This is a genomic window from Streptomyces sp. NPDC015532 (assembly GCF_043078065.1).
Classification (GTDB): Bacteria; Actinomycetota; Actinomycetes; order Streptomycetales; family Streptomycetaceae; genus Streptomyces.
In genome coordinates, this window is record NZ_JBIBSY010000002.1 from 65,265 (window position 1) to 82,246 (window position 16,982).

Annotated in this window: 12 protein-coding genes and 5 pseudogenes; 12 read left to right on the forward strand and 5 right to left on the reverse strand. The window is 67.0% G+C overall.

The window, feature by feature from the left end; genetic code table 11:
• Positions 1-769: 769 nt before the first annotated feature.
• Positions 770-1,378: a hypothetical protein gene (locus ACF07B_RS06770; RefSeq protein WP_392178018.1), complete on the reverse strand. Its 609-nt coding sequence runs from the start codon at positions 1,376-1,378 to the stop codon at positions 770-772.
• A 91-nt stretch (positions 1,379-1,469) separates the two neighbouring features.
• Between ACF07B_RS06770 and ACF07B_RS06775 the strand changes: the two are divergent.
• Positions 1,470-2,029 (forward strand): annotated as a pseudogene (locus ACF07B_RS06775) (IS5 family transposase); the annotation flags it as partial.
• A 21-nt stretch (positions 2,030-2,050) separates the two neighbouring features.
• Here the strand turns inward: ACF07B_RS06775 and ACF07B_RS06780 are convergent.
• Positions 2,051-2,338: pseudogene (locus ACF07B_RS06780) on the reverse strand (IS110 family transposase); the annotation flags it as partial.
• 153 nt (positions 2,339-2,491) lie between these two features.
• Between ACF07B_RS06780 and istA the strand changes: the two are divergent.
• A complete protein-coding gene (gene istA / locus ACF07B_RS06785) occupies positions 2,492-4,129 on the forward strand; it encodes an IS21 family transposase (protein WP_392178722.1) in 1,638 nt (545 codons plus the stop codon).
• Complete coding sequence (gene istB, locus ACF07B_RS06790; protein ID WP_392178019.1) at positions 4,126-4,920, forward strand: IS21-like element helper ATPase IstB; 795 nt, start codon at positions 4,126-4,128, stop codon at positions 4,918-4,920. The genes istA and istB overlap by 4 nt, the downstream gene beginning before the upstream one ends.
• A gap of 52 nt (positions 4,921-4,972) precedes the next feature.
• Here istB and ACF07B_RS06795 read toward each other — a convergent pair whose 3' ends face one another.
• Both ACF07B_RS06795 and ACF07B_RS06800 read right to left on the reverse strand, forming a co-directional pair.
• Positions 4,973-5,611: an HAD family phosphatase gene (locus ACF07B_RS06795; RefSeq protein ID WP_222812190.1), complete on the reverse strand. Its 639-nt coding sequence runs from the start codon at positions 5,609-5,611 to the stop codon at positions 4,973-4,975.
• Between the two features lie 255 nt (positions 5,612-5,866).
• Positions 5,867-6,832, reverse strand: a pseudogene (locus ACF07B_RS06800) (IS110 family transposase); the annotation flags it as partial.
• 347 nt (positions 6,833-7,179) lie between these two features.
• Here ACF07B_RS06800 and ACF07B_RS06805 point away from each other — a divergent pair.
• Positions 7,180-7,419: pseudogene (locus ACF07B_RS06805) on the forward strand (transposase); the annotation flags it as partial.
• 99 nt (positions 7,420-7,518) lie between these two features.
• Entirely contained in the window at positions 7,519-8,607 is a 1,089-nt protein-coding gene (locus ACF07B_RS06810; protein WP_392178723.1) for a pentapeptide repeat-containing protein, read from the forward strand.
• Positions 8,608-8,737: 130 nt separating this feature from the next.
• Here ACF07B_RS06810 and ACF07B_RS06815 read toward each other — a convergent pair whose 3' ends face one another.
• Positions 8,738-10,495: an oxidoreductase gene (locus tag ACF07B_RS06815; protein WP_392178020.1), complete on the reverse strand. Its 1,758-nt coding sequence runs from the start codon at positions 10,493-10,495 to the stop codon at positions 8,738-8,740.
• Positions 10,496-11,869: 1,374 nt separating this feature from the next.
• Here ACF07B_RS06815 and ACF07B_RS06820 point away from each other — a divergent pair.
• From ACF07B_RS06820 to ACF07B_RS06850, 7 genes and pseudogenes are all read left to right on the forward strand, one after another.
• A pseudogene (locus ACF07B_RS06820) lies at positions 11,870-12,066 on the forward strand (response regulator transcription factor); the annotation flags it as partial.
• A gap of 534 nt (positions 12,067-12,600) precedes the next feature.
• On the forward strand, positions 12,601-13,218 hold the full coding sequence (locus ACF07B_RS06825; RefSeq protein WP_392178021.1) for a hypothetical protein: 618 nt from the start codon (positions 12,601-12,603) through the stop codon (positions 13,216-13,218).
• A 308-nt stretch (positions 13,219-13,526) separates the two neighbouring features.
• Complete coding sequence (locus ACF07B_RS06830) at positions 13,527-13,886, forward strand: zinc ribbon domain-containing protein YjdM (protein WP_392178022.1); 360 nt, start codon at positions 13,527-13,529, stop codon at positions 13,884-13,886.
• A 157-nt stretch (positions 13,887-14,043) separates the two neighbouring features.
• Positions 14,044-14,385 (forward strand): ArsR/SmtB family transcription factor, encoded by a 342-nt coding sequence (locus ACF07B_RS06835; RefSeq protein WP_392178023.1) that lies wholly within the window; start codon positions 14,044-14,046, stop codon positions 14,383-14,385.
• Positions 14,382-16,112, forward strand: coding sequence for a SulP family inorganic anion transporter (locus tag ACF07B_RS06840; RefSeq protein ID WP_392178024.1), 1,731 nt, complete (start codon positions 14,382-14,384; stop codon positions 16,110-16,112). The genes ACF07B_RS06835 and ACF07B_RS06840 overlap by 4 nt, the downstream gene beginning before the upstream one ends.
• Positions 16,109-16,519, forward strand: coding sequence for a pyridoxamine 5'-phosphate oxidase family protein (locus ACF07B_RS06845; RefSeq protein ID WP_392178025.1), 411 nt, complete (start codon positions 16,109-16,111; stop codon positions 16,517-16,519). The genes ACF07B_RS06840 and ACF07B_RS06845 overlap by 4 nt, the downstream gene beginning before the upstream one ends.
• Positions 16,519-16,944 (forward strand): ATP-binding protein, encoded by a 426-nt coding sequence (locus tag ACF07B_RS06850; protein WP_392178026.1) that lies wholly within the window; start codon positions 16,519-16,521, stop codon positions 16,942-16,944. The genes ACF07B_RS06845 and ACF07B_RS06850 overlap by 1 nt, the downstream gene beginning before the upstream one ends.
• Positions 16,945-16,982 lie beyond the last annotated feature (38 nt).

Genomic DNA, 16,982 nt, shown 5'->3' on the forward strand with positions numbered 1-16,982 from the left:
CTCGTTGACCCCAGCACCTGCCGTGTACGGTCCCGCACCGTCGGGGCCGTCAACAGCGGGGTGACTGGTGAGGGAGAAGGGCGGTTGGCTGGCCTGTCCGCTCGCGTACGTGCCGCTGCCGGTCCAGAGCCGGCACGCCAGCACGAGCACGCGGTTCAAGCGGGAAAACGCGTCGCTTTCGGACGGCTGGTGGCTGTACCGGCTACGCACCGACGAGCCCGCCCCACCGATGGGGTTCCCGGCCGTCGGCGCCGCCGAAGCCTCCGACCGCGCCGAACATCAGTGGCACCGTCCAGGTCGGCAAGACGCTCACCGCAGGCCACGGCGCCTGGTCACCCGCCCCGACGAGCTACGTGGTACTGCTCCGGGCACCGCCATCAGCGGCGCGATGAAGAGTACGTACCCGCTGAGGGCGTCCGACAGGACAAGAGGATGACTGTCAAGGTCACCGCCAAGAAGACCGGCTATACCAGCGGCACTACCACGACCAAGGCGGTCCGCGTCAGCTGACCCGGTACGCCCAGGAAGCCCGGGCGCCCGTTCGGCGGCCGGGCTTCACACATGTTTGACGCAGGTGGCAGGAATCTGCGTAATGCGTGTGTGAGGCCCACCATCCGGATGGCCGAGCCTCGTGGGCGCTTGTGCGGACCGCCTCGATGGTGGCGGTGCCGTGCCGTTGGCGTAACCGGTCTGGCGGCGGTCGCCTTGGGCATCTGACTTCCGGCACGGTCTAGCTACTCTAAGAAGGTGTCTCGGTTGGTGTGAGGGCTTACATGCCGCGTTCCGGTCCGTACGTCTCCCAGGTGCGTTGGTTCGGCCCTGTGGGCAGGTATTCCAACAGAACAGAGCCGGGGTAGAAGACCGCGCTGTCCCAGCCGATCATCTCTTCGCCGACCAGGTACCGGTACAGCCACTCGGCGAAGGTCATCGCGTGTCCTGCCCAGTCACCTTCCGAGCCCTGGACAACCACGCCGGCGGAGGTCCCGTGGACTTGGGTAGCCGCGAAGACCTGTCCCCCCTGGTCGGTGGAGGCGAGGGGGATCAGACCCTCAGCGGTTCCAAAGCTGAGCTGCGGGAGGTTGCAGAAGACGCGAGGGTCGTCCTCCGGCTCAGTAACGTAGGACTCCCATGCGCTTTCTGCCCAGGTGGCCGATGTCGAACGTATGTGCTCGGCCAGGTTGAACCATTCAGATGCCGGATGGTGGAGGTAGAGGTGTCCGTTGATCTGCACCGGCGCGTAAGCGTCGACGATCTGCTTGTAGTCCGCCGACAGGGCTCTGCCGACTTCCTTCTCCAGCCTGAGCCAGGCTGCGGGGTCGGAGAGCCGCTCTTCTTTGGGGCCCAGCATGGCGAAGACGGCTTGCAGGTAGTCGGTCATGGTCTCTCAGGATCCTGGTCGGGAAGACGTCCGGGACAGCATTGACTACGTCGGCTGTCAGCCTTCCGTTGGGGTTCTCGTTGTTCACGGCATGGAGATGGTGCAGCAACTGGTGCCCAACAAGTTGTGGGAGCTCTTTCTACGCGTGGCGCCCGAGGCGCCGGTGCGTCCACAAGGCGGCGGCCGCCGGAGAGCTGACGACCGTGGTGTTCTGGCTGCGATCGTGTTCGTCGCCACCTCCGGCTGGACATGGCGACAGCTGCCACCGCTGTTCGGGGCATCCTGGCAGACCGTCCACCGCCGCTTCACTCACTGGTCCAAAGCCCGCGTCTGGGCCAAGCTCCACCGCGTAGTCCTGGATGAACTTGGATCCGAGGGCATCCTCGACTGGTCTCGATGCGCCGTCGACTCGGTCAGTGTCCGTGCCCTCAAAGGGGGGCCCTGACCGGACCGAATCCGACCGATCGAGGCAGGAAGGGGTCCAAGATTCACCTGCTCACCGACCGCAACGGTCTGCCCATCTCGGTGGGCATCTCTGGCGCGAACACTCATGACAGCCAAGGACTTGAGCCGCTCGTCCGGGGCATCCCACCTATCCGCTCGCGTCGCGGACCCCGTCGGCGCCGCCCTGTAAAGCTCCACGCGGACAAGACACCCCATGCAGCTATCGGGTCAAGCAGCAGCTGCTGGCGGTGTCCGTGAGATGACGGTGAAGGCGATCGTTTCGTCGAACTTCTGGCGGGTCGTCAAGCAGTGATGCAGTTGGCCGAGCATGCGGTTGAACAGGCGTCGGAGGGCTGCGTGGTAGCGATCACCGGTGTCTCTTCGGCGGTTGTAGTGGGCATGGGCCCCGGGTGAGGCGGTGAGGGCGGCGAACGCCCAGTGCCGTCCGGTCGCTGCCAGGCGGCTGTTCTTGATCCGCCGATGGCTGACGCGTCTGCTTTTGCCGGATTCACGGGTGGCTTTATTCACGAGTAGTGCCGTCAGTTGTTCACGGGTTTGGGAGGCACCCAGATCCACGGTCGGGTGATGTTCACGAGTTTTGACAGCACTGGGGTACTTGCCAGGACAGCATCGGGGTGCACCTGGTGAAAGGTCCTGGTCATGCCGCAGATGTCCAAGGTCGAGCTGTACGCGGCGATCCGGCGTGATCACCGTGCCGGCATGAAGATGCGCGAGCTTGAGCGCAAGTACAACGTGTCGTGGCGGACGGTCAGGAAGGCTGTGGACTCGGTCTGGCCAGAGCCGCGGAAGAAGCTGCCACCGCGGCCGACTGCGCTGGATCCGTACAAGCCGGTGATCGACGAGATGCTGCGGACGGACCTCGATGCGCCGCGCAAGCAGCGCCATACGATCACGCGGATCTTCCACCGGCTCATCGAGGAGCACGACGCCGATGTGTCCTACCAGATGGTCCGGCGCTACGTCTCCGACCGGAAGCCGGAGATCCTCGCGGCCTCGGGCAAGGCCCCGGTGGAAGCGTTCGTGCCGCAGACCCACCTGCCCGGCCACGAAGCGGAGGTCGACTTCGGCGACGTGACCGTGCGCCTGGCCGGCGAGCTGGTGACCTGCTATCTGTTCTCGCTCCGCTTGTCCTACTCGGGCAAAGCCGTCCACCGGGTCTTCGCCTCCTGCGGCCAGGAAGCCTTCTTCGAAGGGCACCTGCACGCCCTTCGCACGCTGGGCGGTGTTCCCCGGACCAAGATCCGCTACGACAACCTGAAGTCAGCGGTTGCCCAGGTGCTGGGGCTGAACCGGGCCCGGGTGGAGACCGACCGGTGGATCGCCTTCCGCTCGCACTTCAACATCGAGAGCTTCTACTGCCGCCCGGGCATCGAAGGCGCCCACGAGAAGGGCGGAGTCGAAGGGATGATCGGCTACTTCCGCCGCAACCACTTCACTCCGGTCCCGGAAGTCGACTCCCTCGCCGAGCTGAACGAGATGGTCGACCAGTGGGACCTGCATGACGGGCACCGCAGGATCGGCTCACGGCCGCGGACCGTCGACGAGCACTTCGCCGTCGAGCAGCCACTGCTGATGCCGCTGCCGGAAGAGCCGTTCGAGACCGGTCGGCTCTTCACGCCGCGGGTCGACCGCTACAGCCAGATCGCCGTCCGGACCAACCGCTACTCGGTCCCGACCCGCCTGATCGGCAAGCGGGTGCGCGTCGTCCTGCACGCCTCTCACCTGGTGGTTTATGACAGGAACGTCGAGGTGGCCCGGCATGAGAGGCTGATCGCGAAGGGCAGCTGCCGTCTGGACCTGGACCACTATCTCGAAGCCCTCATCCGCAAGCCGGGAGCCTTCCCCGGTGCCACGGCTCTGGAACAGGCCCGGTCAGCAGGCAAGTTCACCCCGGTCCACGATGCCTGGTGGGCCCAGGCCCGCAAGGTTCACGGCGAGCGGGACGGCACCCGGGCGTTGATCGAGGTCCTGCTGCTGAACCGGCACCTCTCCCACGAGTACGTGGTCGCTGGCCTGGCCACCGCGCTGCGGGCCGGCGCCCTGACCGCCGACGCGGTCGCCCTGGAGGCCCGCAAGGCCGCTCAGACGGAGGGCGAGCCAACCATCGGCGCATCCATCCCGGCGCTTCCCGGGCAGACGCCGGCCACGGTCACGTCGCTGCACGAGTGGCGGCTCGCGCACCTTCCACCGGACACCAGGCCGCTGCCGTCGGTGACCGCCTATGACCAACTGCTCCGACGCCGCCGCACCAGCGGCAGCGACCACCGTGAGGGAGAAGCACAGTGACCCTGCCCCGCCAGCGAGGCTTGACCGAGCAGGCCGCCGACACCGCGATCGACACCGCCTGCCGCCTGCTGCGGCTGCCCTCGATCCGCAACGAGTTCAACGAGATCGCCGACCGGGCGGTCAAGGACCAGATGACCTACCGCGGCTTCCTCGCCGAACTGCTGATGACCGAGTGCGACGACCGGGCCCGCCGCCGGTCAGAAAGGCGGATCAAGGCGGCGGGATTCCCACGGGAGAAGTCTTTGCGGGCCTTCGACTTCGATGCCAACCCCAACATCGACGCGGCCACCATCCACACCCTTGCCAGCTGCGAATGGATCAAGAAGAGCCAGCCACTCTGCCTGATCGGCGACTCCGGTACCGGCAAGTCCCACATGCTCATCGCCTTGGGCACCGAAGCAGCGATGAAGGGTTACCGCGTTCGCTACACGCTCGCCACGAAGCTGGTGAACGAGCTGGTCGAGGCCGCCGACGAGAAACAGCTGAACAAGACGATCGCCCGATACGGCCGCGTCGACCTCCTCTGCATCGACGAACTCGGATACATGGAACTGGACCGCCACGGCGCCGAGCTCCTCTTCCAGGTTTTGACCGAGCGCGAGGAGAAGAACAGCGTGGCCATCGCGTCAAACGAGTCCTTCGGCGGCTGGACCAAGACGTTCACGGATCCTCGCCTCTGCGCGGCCATCGTCGACCGGCTGACCTTCAACGGCACCATCATCGAGACCGGAATCGACTCCTACCGCCTCGCCAGCACCCGAGCCCGTGCCGAACACGCAGAAGTGGGCTGATCAACCGCTCCACCGCCTGGCCGGCAACCGCTGAAGGCCGGCCAGGCCGACGTCATCCGAGCGGGACAGGCCCTGCAACCCGGGGACCAGCGTTCAGATGAGCTGCGATGCGCGTAATCGTCCGGGCGTTGTCCTCGAACAGATGCGCCTGCATGCCGGCCGCCTGGGCAGCCTCAACATTGACTGGGAAATCGTCGATGAACAGACAGCTCTCCGGCCGCACCTCCAGGCTGGCACATACGGCCTCGAAGGCACGCGGGTCCGGCTTCTCGATGCCGATCTCGTGCGAGTACACGATCTGCTCGACCAGTTCGTCGAAGTGGTACAGCGCCGTCTCCCGCTCCCGGGCGCCAACGAAGCTGTTGCTCAGGATGCCCAGCCTGCAGCTTCCTCGCAGCCCTTGCACATAAGCGATGAGTTCCTCGTTCGGCTTTCCCAGGTATTCCGCCCAGAGATCAGCCATGAAGCCTTCAACCTGGGGCGCGTCGAGCCCCAAGCGTGCTGCCACCTGCTCGTGAACCTCTCGTTCACTGATGCTCCCGACGCTCCCGGCTTGCCACACGTCGCGCAGCCGCTCATGCACGGTGCCGAGCGGCAACTCCAGCCGCTCTTCCCACCGCTGCACGCACCCTGTTTCCGGCGTGATCTCCAGCACGCCACCGATATCGAGAATGACGCAGGTCGCCGTCACTCGAACTCCCCCTCTTCGTCCTGCCCTGCTGGCGAGCGAACACCGCTCGCTCGTGTGATCTACGGAGACACTGTCGCCCTTCCCTCTGGGGCAAGGTCAAGCGATCTTGAAACCTTGTGGCAACCCTGTTGCGAGCCGCCGACACGACTCGGCTGCATCGGCAGGTGCCTTCAAAACTCGTGACGAACCGCAGAGTCCTCGACCGGACGATGACGTCAGAACTCGTCAACAAACGCTGCCGCAAGAAGTGATCGAAGCCACACGGGTCACCGGAGCGCTTCCGGCATAAGCCTTGAGGTCCCGGCCCGTCGCGAACCTGGTGCGGTCGTCACCTATCTCAGCGAGCATCCGGGCGCCAGTGAGCACGGAAAGGCCGGGGAAACTTGTGATGATCTCCGCGTCGGGATGCTGAAGAAAGAGTTCCTCGGTGTCACGAGCGAGGTCCTCGCAGGCCCGGCATGCCGCGTCGAGCTGGGCGAGCAGTGCGAGTGTCTGACGCCCCATCGCCGTTTCCACCAGAGCCGGTTGGCGAAGCCGTGTCTCGCGGAGCACTCCGAGGAGTCGGTCGGTCTCGGTATCGATCCGACGCTGGCGGCCGGCCCTTGTGACGGCGGCTCTCAGTCGGCTGCGGGTGAGGCGGGCAGCCTCCGCCGGAGTCGGCGCAACCGCCAGGATCGCGCGGGCCTCTCGGGCAAGCAGGCGCTCGCGTTTGTCCGCAAACGCCTCAAGGATCGCCGGGTAGTACTCACGGAGATGAGATCGGAGCCGATTGTGAGCTCGCGTGCGGTCCCAGACCGCGTCCTGCTGAGCTCGAGCCAGAACGGCAATCGCCCTGGCCAGATCGGAGTCGTTCGGCAGCGCCCGATGCTGCTCGGCGTCGGTCCGCAGGATGTTCGCCAGGACCAGGGCGTCGTGGTGGTCGGACTTTTTGCGGGAGACGACATGGCGGTCGCGATAGCCGGCCACAGCCATCGGATTGATGGCGTAGACCCGGCGGCCGGAAGCCCGCAGGCAGGCCACCAGGAGTCCGCGGGAGGTCTCGATCGCGATCGGGATCGGATCGTCCGGGCTGTCGCCGTGCTCGGCGAGCAACTGCAGCAGGTCCTGGAAGCCGGCTGTGTCGTCACTGATCCTGAGCTTGCCGAGCAGTCGGGCGTCGAAGTCGACCACCGCCACGTCGTGGTGGTCCTCCGCCCAGTCGATTCCGCAGGTCACGTGCAACGTGCGCTCCTCTCGAGCCTTCGCTGCCCCTCGGCTTCGAGCCGAGACGGGACCACCCGGCCACCTAGTAGAAGCGCTCGCCGGCGCACCACCCCATCAGCCGTCCGTGGCCCCAGCTGAGCCCAGGGGCCTCGCTCTTGTGGAGAGCTCCACGGCTCCGGCTGATCGGGAGGTGGCCCTGGGAACGGCTCGAACCACGGCACGGTACGCCGACCGAATTCGAATCGGCAGGGGCTGGGTCTGCGTCCCTCTTGTCGAAGCGCTCCAGGCGCTGCATACAGACCAGACGTCGCACCCAGCCCCTGCCAGGACTGGCTCAACGACCAACCCACAGCGCCTATTAGGCATACGACTATCCCCACCTGCGGCGATGGCTACGAAAACGGAACATCACGCCTCGCATCGCACGCAAAGGCATCGAGTCATCGGAGCGACTCGGCCGGCACCGCTGGGTAGTCGAACGAACCGTGGCTTGGCTGAACGCCTTTCGTCGGTTGCATCGTCGCTACGAGCGCCAGGCGCACCACTTCCTTGGGTTCGTCGGCATCGCCGCAGCCCTGATTTGCTACAGACGAATCTCCAAATGAGACAGCGCCTAAGCTCCTGTGCCCATGGAGATGGGGGAACCGGACCGCAGGCGGCGGGCATGGCGCGACGGGCTGGTCAGTCGTCGTACAGCCGTGGCTCTGCTGGCCGGGGCGGCGGGGCTGGTCGTTCTAGGTGCAGTGTTCGTCCTACTGCCGGGTGTGGTGGTCGACCACGATCTTGCCGGGGCAAGCGTTGCCGCACAGGATCGACTGAAGGCGGTGAACGATGTCCGTACGACGCTTCTGCAGGTGGTCGGCGGCCTGGTTGTGCTTTTCGGCGCGTATGCCACCTGGCGGCAACTGCGGGTAAGTCAGGACGGTTTGCGCGCTACCCAGGAGGGCTACGTCACCGACCGGTTCAGCCGGGCCGTCGACCAGCTCGGCAGCGACAAGCTGGATGTGCGCATCGGCGGGTTGCACGCGCTGTGGCGGATCGCGGAGCAGTCCGCCCGCGACCGGGAGGCCATCATCTCCATCCAGGCTGCGTATCTGCGTACGCACCTGCCCTGGCCACCCGCCGGGCCGGAATCACCGGCGGCAGACGTGCCCATCAACGACATCGCACCCCTGGAGACCCGCGCCGCCGACGCCCAGGTGGCGCTGACCGCGCTCGGCGTGCTGTGCCAGCACCGGGAGCAGTCCTGGGTCAATCTCAGCGTCACCGACTTGCGCCGGGCCGACTGCGATGGACTCTGGTTCCCCGAGGTCAACTTCGACCGCGCATGCCTGGAGGCCGTGGGCCTCTACCACGCCAATCTGACCCAGGCGTCCCTGGTCTCGGTCAACCTGCGGCACGCCGACCTCACGACTGCGATTCTCCGCCGGGCTCGCTGCATTCTGGCCGACCTACGGGGCGCGAAGCTGGTCGAAACCGACTTGCGTGACGCCGACTTCACTGAGACCGACCTGCGCGAGGCGAACCTGCGCAAGGCGGTCGCCCACGGCGCGGTCTTCCAACGCGCCGATCTGCGCATGGCCGACTTGCGCGGCACCGACTTGAGCACCGCCAACCTTGTCGAAGCACGCCTGACCGGCGCCGTGGCCAGCGAGCACACCCGCTGGCCCGCCGACTTCAACCACACGGCCGCCGGAGTCGTCGACACCGATGACCCCGGCCCCGAGCCCTCGCCCCTACTCCAGCCCCCGGGGATGACGTGGCAGGCGCCGCCGCTGCGGTCCACTCCCTGACCAAGACACGCCGGTCAAGACAGCGGCGACCGCGATCCGCCTGACGGCACCACTCCTCCTCAGCGGCGTGCTGATCGCACAGGGCTCCAGACCGCCAGGCAGATCCGGAGCTGCATCGCTCCCAAGGTCGTTAGTTCCGCTTGAGTACGCCGCTCAGTCCGGCCGCTACGGCGGTGGTCAGCACCCAGCCTGCGGCGGAGAGTAGCCACGAGCAGTACAAGGCGCTGCCGGTGGGCAGCCACGCCTTCTGTTGTCCGAGGTCAACGATTGGCACCAGGACGTCGAGGGTGTAGGCGATCGCGTGGAATGCCGGGGTCGGGGTGCCGGCGGCAGTCATGTGTGTCGGGTAGGAATGGGTGAAGACGGCGGTGCCAAGGGCGAGCAGAGCGAGCAGCCAAAGGGCCGCCAGCCAGGTCCGGTAGCCGTAGCCGACGGTCAAGTACAGCAGCCAGTCGAGCAGCCGCCCGGCTGGGTTGAGAGTACGCCGACGGCGCCGCTGCTTGTGGATGGCCACGAGCCGGGCAGCATCCTCTTGGCCGGCTTGGCGGTAAGCGGCGGCGAGCTGGTCATAGGGCTGCGGGGCGTAGCCATGCTGCTGTCGCTCCAGCCAGTTCAGCCGGGCGCGGACCGGGACATCGTCGTTGATCAACGTCTGGTAGACGAGTCCGCGCAGGTCAAGATGCGCGGACCATGCAGAGGGGTCGTCGTGAAGCGTGCCGATCTGTGCGTGACTGAGATCGACGAGTCCGTCCGGGGCACGGTGGGGCAGCAGGTACAGAGCCGAAGCGTTGAGCCGCTCGAGGTCCAGAGCGAGGCCCCCAGGATTGGTGAAACTGGCCTCTCGTAGATCGACGCGAGCTCCGACTCGGGCACCGTACAAGCTGAACTCGCCCCGGGCGGTGAAGCCGCGACGGCAGGAGATCTGGCGGTCGACGGTAAGCCAGCCGCCTTCCAGCGCGAATCCGTTCGGATTGTCGAGCTCGGCTCCGTCAAAAATGAGTGCACCGAGGTGCGCGCCCTGCAGGTCGATGCCGCCGCGTGCGGTGAAGCCGCCGCCGAGGTGCATCTCCTGTGTCACCTGCAGGCCGGAAGCGGTCACCGCCCAGTCCCCGGTATGGGTGAGGCGGGCTCCGGCAAGAGTGAGGGAACCGCCGATACGCGCGCCGCACACCCGTATGGCGCCTTCGGTGACCAGCCCTTCGGCGAGCACACTCTGCGCAATCTGCGACTGGTCGGTGGTCAAGGCGGTGTCGCCCGGATTGACGATGCTCGCGCCGGCGAGAACAAGGTCTCCGTGGATCTGTGCGCCGGGGAAGTGGACCGCGCCCCGGGCATGGAAGCCGTCACCGAGGCGCACGTGATGACCAGCGGTGAGCCGCGCAGCGTCCAAGGCGATCGCACCGGGATTGTCGAGCATCGCGCCGTCCAGGCACAGCACGCCGCCGATCCGGGCCCGGGCCACGTTGACCTGACCGCGAACAGTGAACCCCTGGTCCAGTGAGAGGTCAGCGTCTATCTGCAGGTTCTCGGCGAGCAGGCCGGGCAGGTGGCAGCCAGCCATGCGGATCAGGGGGGCGGCGGCGTGGGCGAGGATGACCGGATCGTCCATCCAGCAGTTGGTCAGCAGCAGCCACCGGCTGAGCGTGGCCCCTTCCAAGTCCAACAGGCCTGTGATGCGGGCACCGGCCAGGCGAAGCGGGGTGCGTGCCTCGGAGTCAGTCAACAGCCGGGCCACCAACTCGGCTCGGATCGTCCGCTCCGGCCCCCATGAGGCGCCGCGTCCCGGGTCGCACAGTGCCTCGCTGCCCCGTAGGTCGGCGGTCAGTCCATGGGACGTTGCATGCACCAACCGCTGCTCTGCTGCCGTGAGTTCGTCGGCGACCAGCATCGTCCCCCCGTGGAATCGACTCCGAGCCTCCGGAAGCCTATCCATCTCGGAAGGACCTTCATGCCGGCTTCCTGACGTTCCTCGTCCAACTCCGGGAGAACATCGACGCCGACGCGATCGCGGCCGCACTTGAAATCGACCCGGACCTCTGGATGCGTCAGCTGCGCATCGCGATCCAGGACCCGTTTACATCTGCGCCATCCTGGATGGCCGAGGCTCTTGGCTCACTTCCGACGCTATCCCGCTGCACTGCCTGTCCGCCGAGCCCACGTACTCAAGGACCCGGCTCCTCGACGGCACCGTTACTGCCGGCTGCTGGCCCTGTCCGAGGGAACTGGCGTCAGGACGCCCGGTCGTCGCGGATGCGGATGTAGCCCGCGCGGCATTCGAGGACCGCCCGACTCAGTCCTCGGACCGCCTCCTGCGCCCGCTTCGCATCCTGTCCCTTGGGCGATGGTCTCCAGCGCTTCGGCTGCCGCCATGCGCACGGTGTGCGGCAGGCTGTCGTGGGCGGCGATCCGGTAGGCGATCATGCGCCGGGAGTGCCGCTCCTGGGCACCCACGCCACCAGGAGCCAATGGGAAGACCGCAGCCGAGTACAGGAGGGCTCCCCGCAGGGTCATCTCGGCAGCCGCTTCAGCTCGCCCGTCGCCCACCACGGCGCCTTTCCAGGCTTTCGCCGACTCTATGTTGAACAGCCGGATCACGATCCGCACGCTCAACAGGAATGTGCCCGCAGCCGCTGCGGCCCCCGCTTGCGAACCCCACCAGCTCCGAGCAGGAAGCCAGCCCAGGCGCCTCCTCCCTGTCGCACACACGAGCGACATCGCCGTCCACAGGCGGGCTCGGTGCGGAAACCTCATGGCCAGGAGTATGCCCAAAGGGCCGTGTGCCGTGTCGCGGTGATCGAAGACGAGCGGGCGTTCCTCCGTACCCCCTCCCCCTCCAGCCCGTCGGACATAGACCCTCGACCGGTCGCCCTCGCCCGCGACACCACCGGCGGATCTCCTCGCGGCCTGCACCGTCGTGCAGCTGAGGGTGACGCGGTTGTCGAGCCTCGGCAGGCCTTCACCTGGATGGCGGGCCAAGACGGTCCCATGGTGAGGCTTGCCCTGGAGGAGGAGACGGGGTGGCCGCCGTCGAGCTGGTACCACAGAGCGCTGCATAGTCATTGCTCCATGCCAGGCCTCCCAGGTCCAGTCGTGCGCGGGCCAGGGTGACCGCGACGTACGCCAGACGGACCTCGTCCTGGTCAATCGCCAAGACGTCGATGCCGTGCTGTGTCGTCCCGCTGCAGACCCCGCACTGGTTCAGCCTGCCGCCCGGCCGACATGGCCGAGATCAAGAGGAGCGCACTTCGCGAGCAGGTCGAGCAGACCCGCCACGAAACGCGAAGAGGAGATCCTCAACTCGTTGCCGAGGGACATTCGTCCAAGGAGATCGCCCTCCTCCTCGTAATCAGCTTGAAGACGGTCGAACGCCACCGCGCCAACCTCCTCCAGAAACTCGGCCTGTGCGACCGGCTGGAACTCACCCGCTACGCGATTCGCGTCGGCCCCATCGAGCCCTAGTTCGGAAAGCTCCGGGACTCGCCGGGGCCTCTCGATGCCAGGCCCGTCCCCACTCTCGGGCAAGAAGAGCGCACGCCCTCGACATCGCTGGCATCCCGTGCTGTCGGCGAAAGTGTGGTTACAGCCCAGGAGGGCCAGGGTCGCCGGCGCCTGGCGACTGCAGGCAGCCGCCGCCGGTGCCGATCTGTGGTCGCTGAGCTGCCAACTCCCGTCACCGCAACCGCTCCACCTCACAGCCAGGTTGGAAGTGGCTCACTAAAGCCCAGACCCTGGGCGTCAATGGTTTACATCTGGCTCCTGCATTCCCATCCCATTCTCCCCCACCGACCGTCAGACTGTCGTCATGGCGATCCGGACGACTGCGCTGACGCACGGCCAGGACAAATACATGAAAGACCTGGTCGGCGTCAAGGATGTCAGGTTCAGATTGAGATGTTGCCACAACCGCAGACCGGCAACCGATGCATGGTTTGCTCCGTCCACGACGGTGCCAAAGGTGCCGCGCCGACCCGACACCCCCGTTAGCGCATCACCATGTTGAACTGGGGTGACGTCCCCACTTGGGTGGGTGCAATGTTCGCGGCCAGTGCGGCTGGGGCCGGATTCTGGACACTGGCGAGCCAGCGAAGACAACTGACCGAGCAGCGCGAGTTCATTGCGGTGCAGGCCGCCACCTTGGCCTTGGAGAGAGCCGAGTTGCAGGCATCGCTTCACGAGCGTCGAAGTCTGCAAGCCCGCCAAGTCCTGTTCACGGTCACATTGCAGGGAACTACCTATCGCCCCCTGGACGGGGGAATGATCCCTGTCGGCCCTTTCCAATGGCGGACTCAAGTCCAGAACCCGAGCGCCGAGCCAATTCACGAAGTTGCCGTGCGCGTGGCCGATGCGGATCTTCCTCGCGCGTTCGTTGGATCGCCAGTGGGCACGGGTACGACCTGGTCGCAGCGTGCCACGAGCCGCTTCCAACGCTCCGTACCTGTGCCGCTGGTAAGCGCGGGCGCCTCGTACTTGTTTGCCTCTGAAATCTGGCCGGAAGAGCAATCTGATGCACTGCGGCCTGTTTGCTTCTTCACCGACAACAATGGCGTGCGGTGGCGCCGCGATGAGTTCGGTGACCTCCGAGAGGTGGATCCGGATCAACCACAGACCTGACCTCCGCCCCGGACCGCCGAGCACCTGGCTACACCGTGCGACACCTGGCTGGATGGCCACCCCTTGCACCGCAGGACCCTTCGGATCCACGGGCGGACCGTGTCTGTCACCAGGACATCATGGCTGCGGCGAACTTCAACGACGTCATCCAGTCCCTCGACGGGGCCGTCAGGGGAAGAGGGGGCGAACGGCCGGCCGGGCACTGCGCTGAGTGTGGCGGGGCCACTCGGTTTCCGTCGATGCGCCCGGAAACCGGCGGGCTGGAGCCACGGGCCTGGCGGCGACCGGGGGCCGGATACCCTGACGGAATGATCGAAAATCTTCCTCCCTGTCCGACGTGCTCGTGTGAGTACACCTACGAGATGAACGCCTTGGTGGTGTGCCCGGAGTGCGGCCACGAATGGGTTCCCGGCGAAAGCAGCGCCGATGGCGGGGCCACCGCGGGGGAGCGTGTCGTCAAGGACGCTGTCGGCAATGTGCTGCAGGATGGGGACAGCGTGGTGGTCGTCAAGGCGCTCAAGGTCAAGGGGAGCCCCTCGGGGATCAAGGCCGGCACCAAGGTGCGCGGCATCCGGTTGGTCGACGGCGTCGACGGCCATGACATCGACTGCAAGGTCGATGGTTTCGGGGCGATGCAGCTCAAGTCCAGCGTGGTCAAGAAGGCCTGACCCGTGACTCGTGGGTGATCAGGGCCTCAGCATCTTGCTGAATTGCCAAATTTAGCAATTGGTTAGATGCTGTATTCGCTGTACCCGCAGGTAGCTGGTGGGCGCAGCCCTTTGTGTCTGCCCTGTGTGGGGCGCTGTCCGGGGAAGTCGAGGGGTCGTGTCGGTTCCGCTGTACCAGGCCAAGGCCGAGTTCTTCCGGATGCTCGGGCATCCCGTGCGGATACGGGTGCTGGAGTTGCTTCAGGACGGTCCGCGGCCGGTGCGAGAGCTGCTCGGAGAGATCGAGGTGGAGCCGTCCAGCCTGTCGCAGCAGCTGGCGGTGCTGCGCCGGTCCGGGATTGTCGCCGCCACGCGGGACGGCTCGACGGTCGTCTATGCGCTGGCCGGCGGGGACGTGGCGGATCTGATGAAGGCCGCGCGCCGGATCCTGACCCAGATGCTGTCCGGGCGCAACGAACTGCTGGCTGAGCTGCTGGAGACCGAGGTTGCCGCGCGATGACCTTGGAGATCAGTCGGGCCCGGGCCCGGATCGTCTCGCTGCTGCCCGCCCGCGGTGACCTGGCGGAGATGGGACGCAGTCCCCGTCGGGATCTGCTCGCCGGGCTGACGGTGGCGATCGTCGCGCTGCCGCTTGCTCTCGGTTTCGGCGTCTCTTCTGGGCTGGGCGCCGAGGCGGGCCTGGCCACCGCTGTCATTGCGGGTGCCGTCGCCGCGTTGTTCGGCGGATCGAATCTGCAGGTGTCGGGGCCGACGGGTGCCATGACGGTGGTGCTGGTGCCGATCGTGGGCCAGTTCGGTCCGACAGGCGTTCTCACGGTCGGCGTAATGGCTGGAGTGATGCTCGTCGGCCTCGCTGTGCTGAAGGCCGGGCGATACATGCGGTACGTGCCCGCGCCGGTCGTCGAGGGCTTCACGCTGGGCATCGCGTGCGTGATCGGGCTGCAGCAGGTTCCCGGGGCGCTCGGTGTGCCCGAACCGGAGGGCGACCGGGTACTGGTGGTGACCTGGCGGGCCGTCGAGGAGTTCGTGAGGAACCCGAACTGGACGGCCGCCACCATCGCCGCCGCGGTGATGGCGGTCATGCTCGTCGGGGCCCGGTGGCGCCCGACCGTGCCGTTCTCCATCGTCGCGGTGATCGCCGCCACGGTCGTGGCGCAGGCTGCGGGGCTGAGTGGGGCGAAACCGATCGGTGAACTGCCGTCCGGGCTGCCCGCGCCCTCACTGTCCTTCCTCGATCTGGGCTCACTGGGCTCTTTGCTGGCCCCGGCGGTGGCGGTTGCGGCGCTGGCCGCGCTGGAGTCCCTGTTGTCGGCTTCGGTCGCCGACGGCATGACCGTTGGCGAGCAGCACGACCCGGATCGGGAGTTGTTCGGCCAAGGCCTGGCCAACATCGCCGCCCCGTTGTTCGGCGGCGTGCCGGCGACCGGGGCGATCGCGCGCACCGCGGTCAATGTGCGCACCGGTGCGAGCTCCCGGCTCGCCGCCCTGACTCACGCCGCGGTACTCGCGGTGATCGTCTTCGCGGCCGCGCCTCTCGTCTCGAAGATCCCGCTGGCGGCCCTGGCCGGTGTTCTGCTGGCCACCGCGATCCGTATGGTCGAGGTCGGTTCGCTGCGGGCGATGGCGAAGGCCACCCGCTCGGACGCGCTGATCCTCGTCCTGACCGCGGTCGCGACGCTGGCCCTGGATCTCGTGTACGCCGTCATCATCGGGCTGGTCGTCGCCGGTGCTCTCGCGTTGCGCGCCGTTGCCCAGCAGGCCCGTTTCGACCAGGTGCCTCTCGACCACGGCGACCACAGCGTCGAAGAACATGCCCTGCTCGCCGAGCACATCATCGCCTACCGCATCGACGGGCCCTTGTTCTTCGCCGCCGCGCACCGCTTCCTGCTGGAGATGGCAGAGGTGGCCGACGTTCGCGTGGTGATCCTTCGTATGTCGCGGGTGTCGACGATGGACGCGACCGGGGCCCTGGTACTCAAGGACGCGATCCACAAGCTGAACCGGCGCGGAATCGCCGTCCTGATCTCCGGGATCAGGCCGGGGCAGCGCCGAGTCCTGGACTCTGTCGGTGTGTTGGACCTCCTGCGGCTGGAGGGCGCCGAGTACGCCACTACGCCTGAAGCGATCCGCGGGGCCCGCGGCCACCTGGAGAGGACCGGGGTCCTTCACGCTGCCCGGAAGTCCGCCCGCAACGTCACAGAGATGAGAGAGGAAGGACCCCGATGAGCACCGCTCCCGCCACCCTGCGCATGGTCGAGGTTTCCGTCGCGGAGGCACTGTGGCTGCTGGAGGGGGCCGTGTTGGGCCGTCTGATCTTCGTGCAGCGGGATCTGACCGTTGTCCGCCCGGCCCGCCACGTATGGGAGTTCGGGCGACTGGTGGTGCGCACCCCGGTGCAGGCTGCTGCTGGCCGGCTGGCTGCGACGTACCACGTGGACGAGGTCCGGGCCGCGACCGGAACCGGGTGGACGGTGACCGTCACCGGGCCCGCCGAGGTGATCACCGACCCGAACGAGGCCGCCCACTACCGCCGAACCCTCGCCGGCTGGAGCCACGGCCCGCACGATGCGGTCATCCGCATCCACCCCCAGACGGTATCCGGCTTCCGGCTGGCCCCAGGGACGGAAGACTGATGTCCAAGCTGTTCGAAGCCCTGCCCTACCGCCACGTTCTCACCCTGCCCACCGAGCCGTCCGCTGTGCGGCTGTGCCGCCAGACCGCTGAACAGGCCCTGACCGAATGGGGGATCAGCCTGCGCCACCCCACCATCGACCCGGCGCTGCTGATCCTCAGCGAACTGGTCACCAACAGCGTCCGGCACGCTGTGACGCACTCCCCCGAGCTCACCGTCATCTATGCGGCCGGCTCCGACTGCCTGGCCTTTGCCGTCCACGACCGCCACCCCCACCAGCCAGCGCTGTACGGGGCCGCGATCGGCACGGGAGCCGGTGGTCTGAGCACCGTCATGGAACTCACCCTCGGCCTGGGCGGCACCGCCGTCGTCCGCGGCGACGCCGACGGGAACGGCAAAAGCATCTGGATCACCCTGCCCCTGTGATCAGCGCCGATCCAGGAGGCCGAGCCGAACAGGCACCA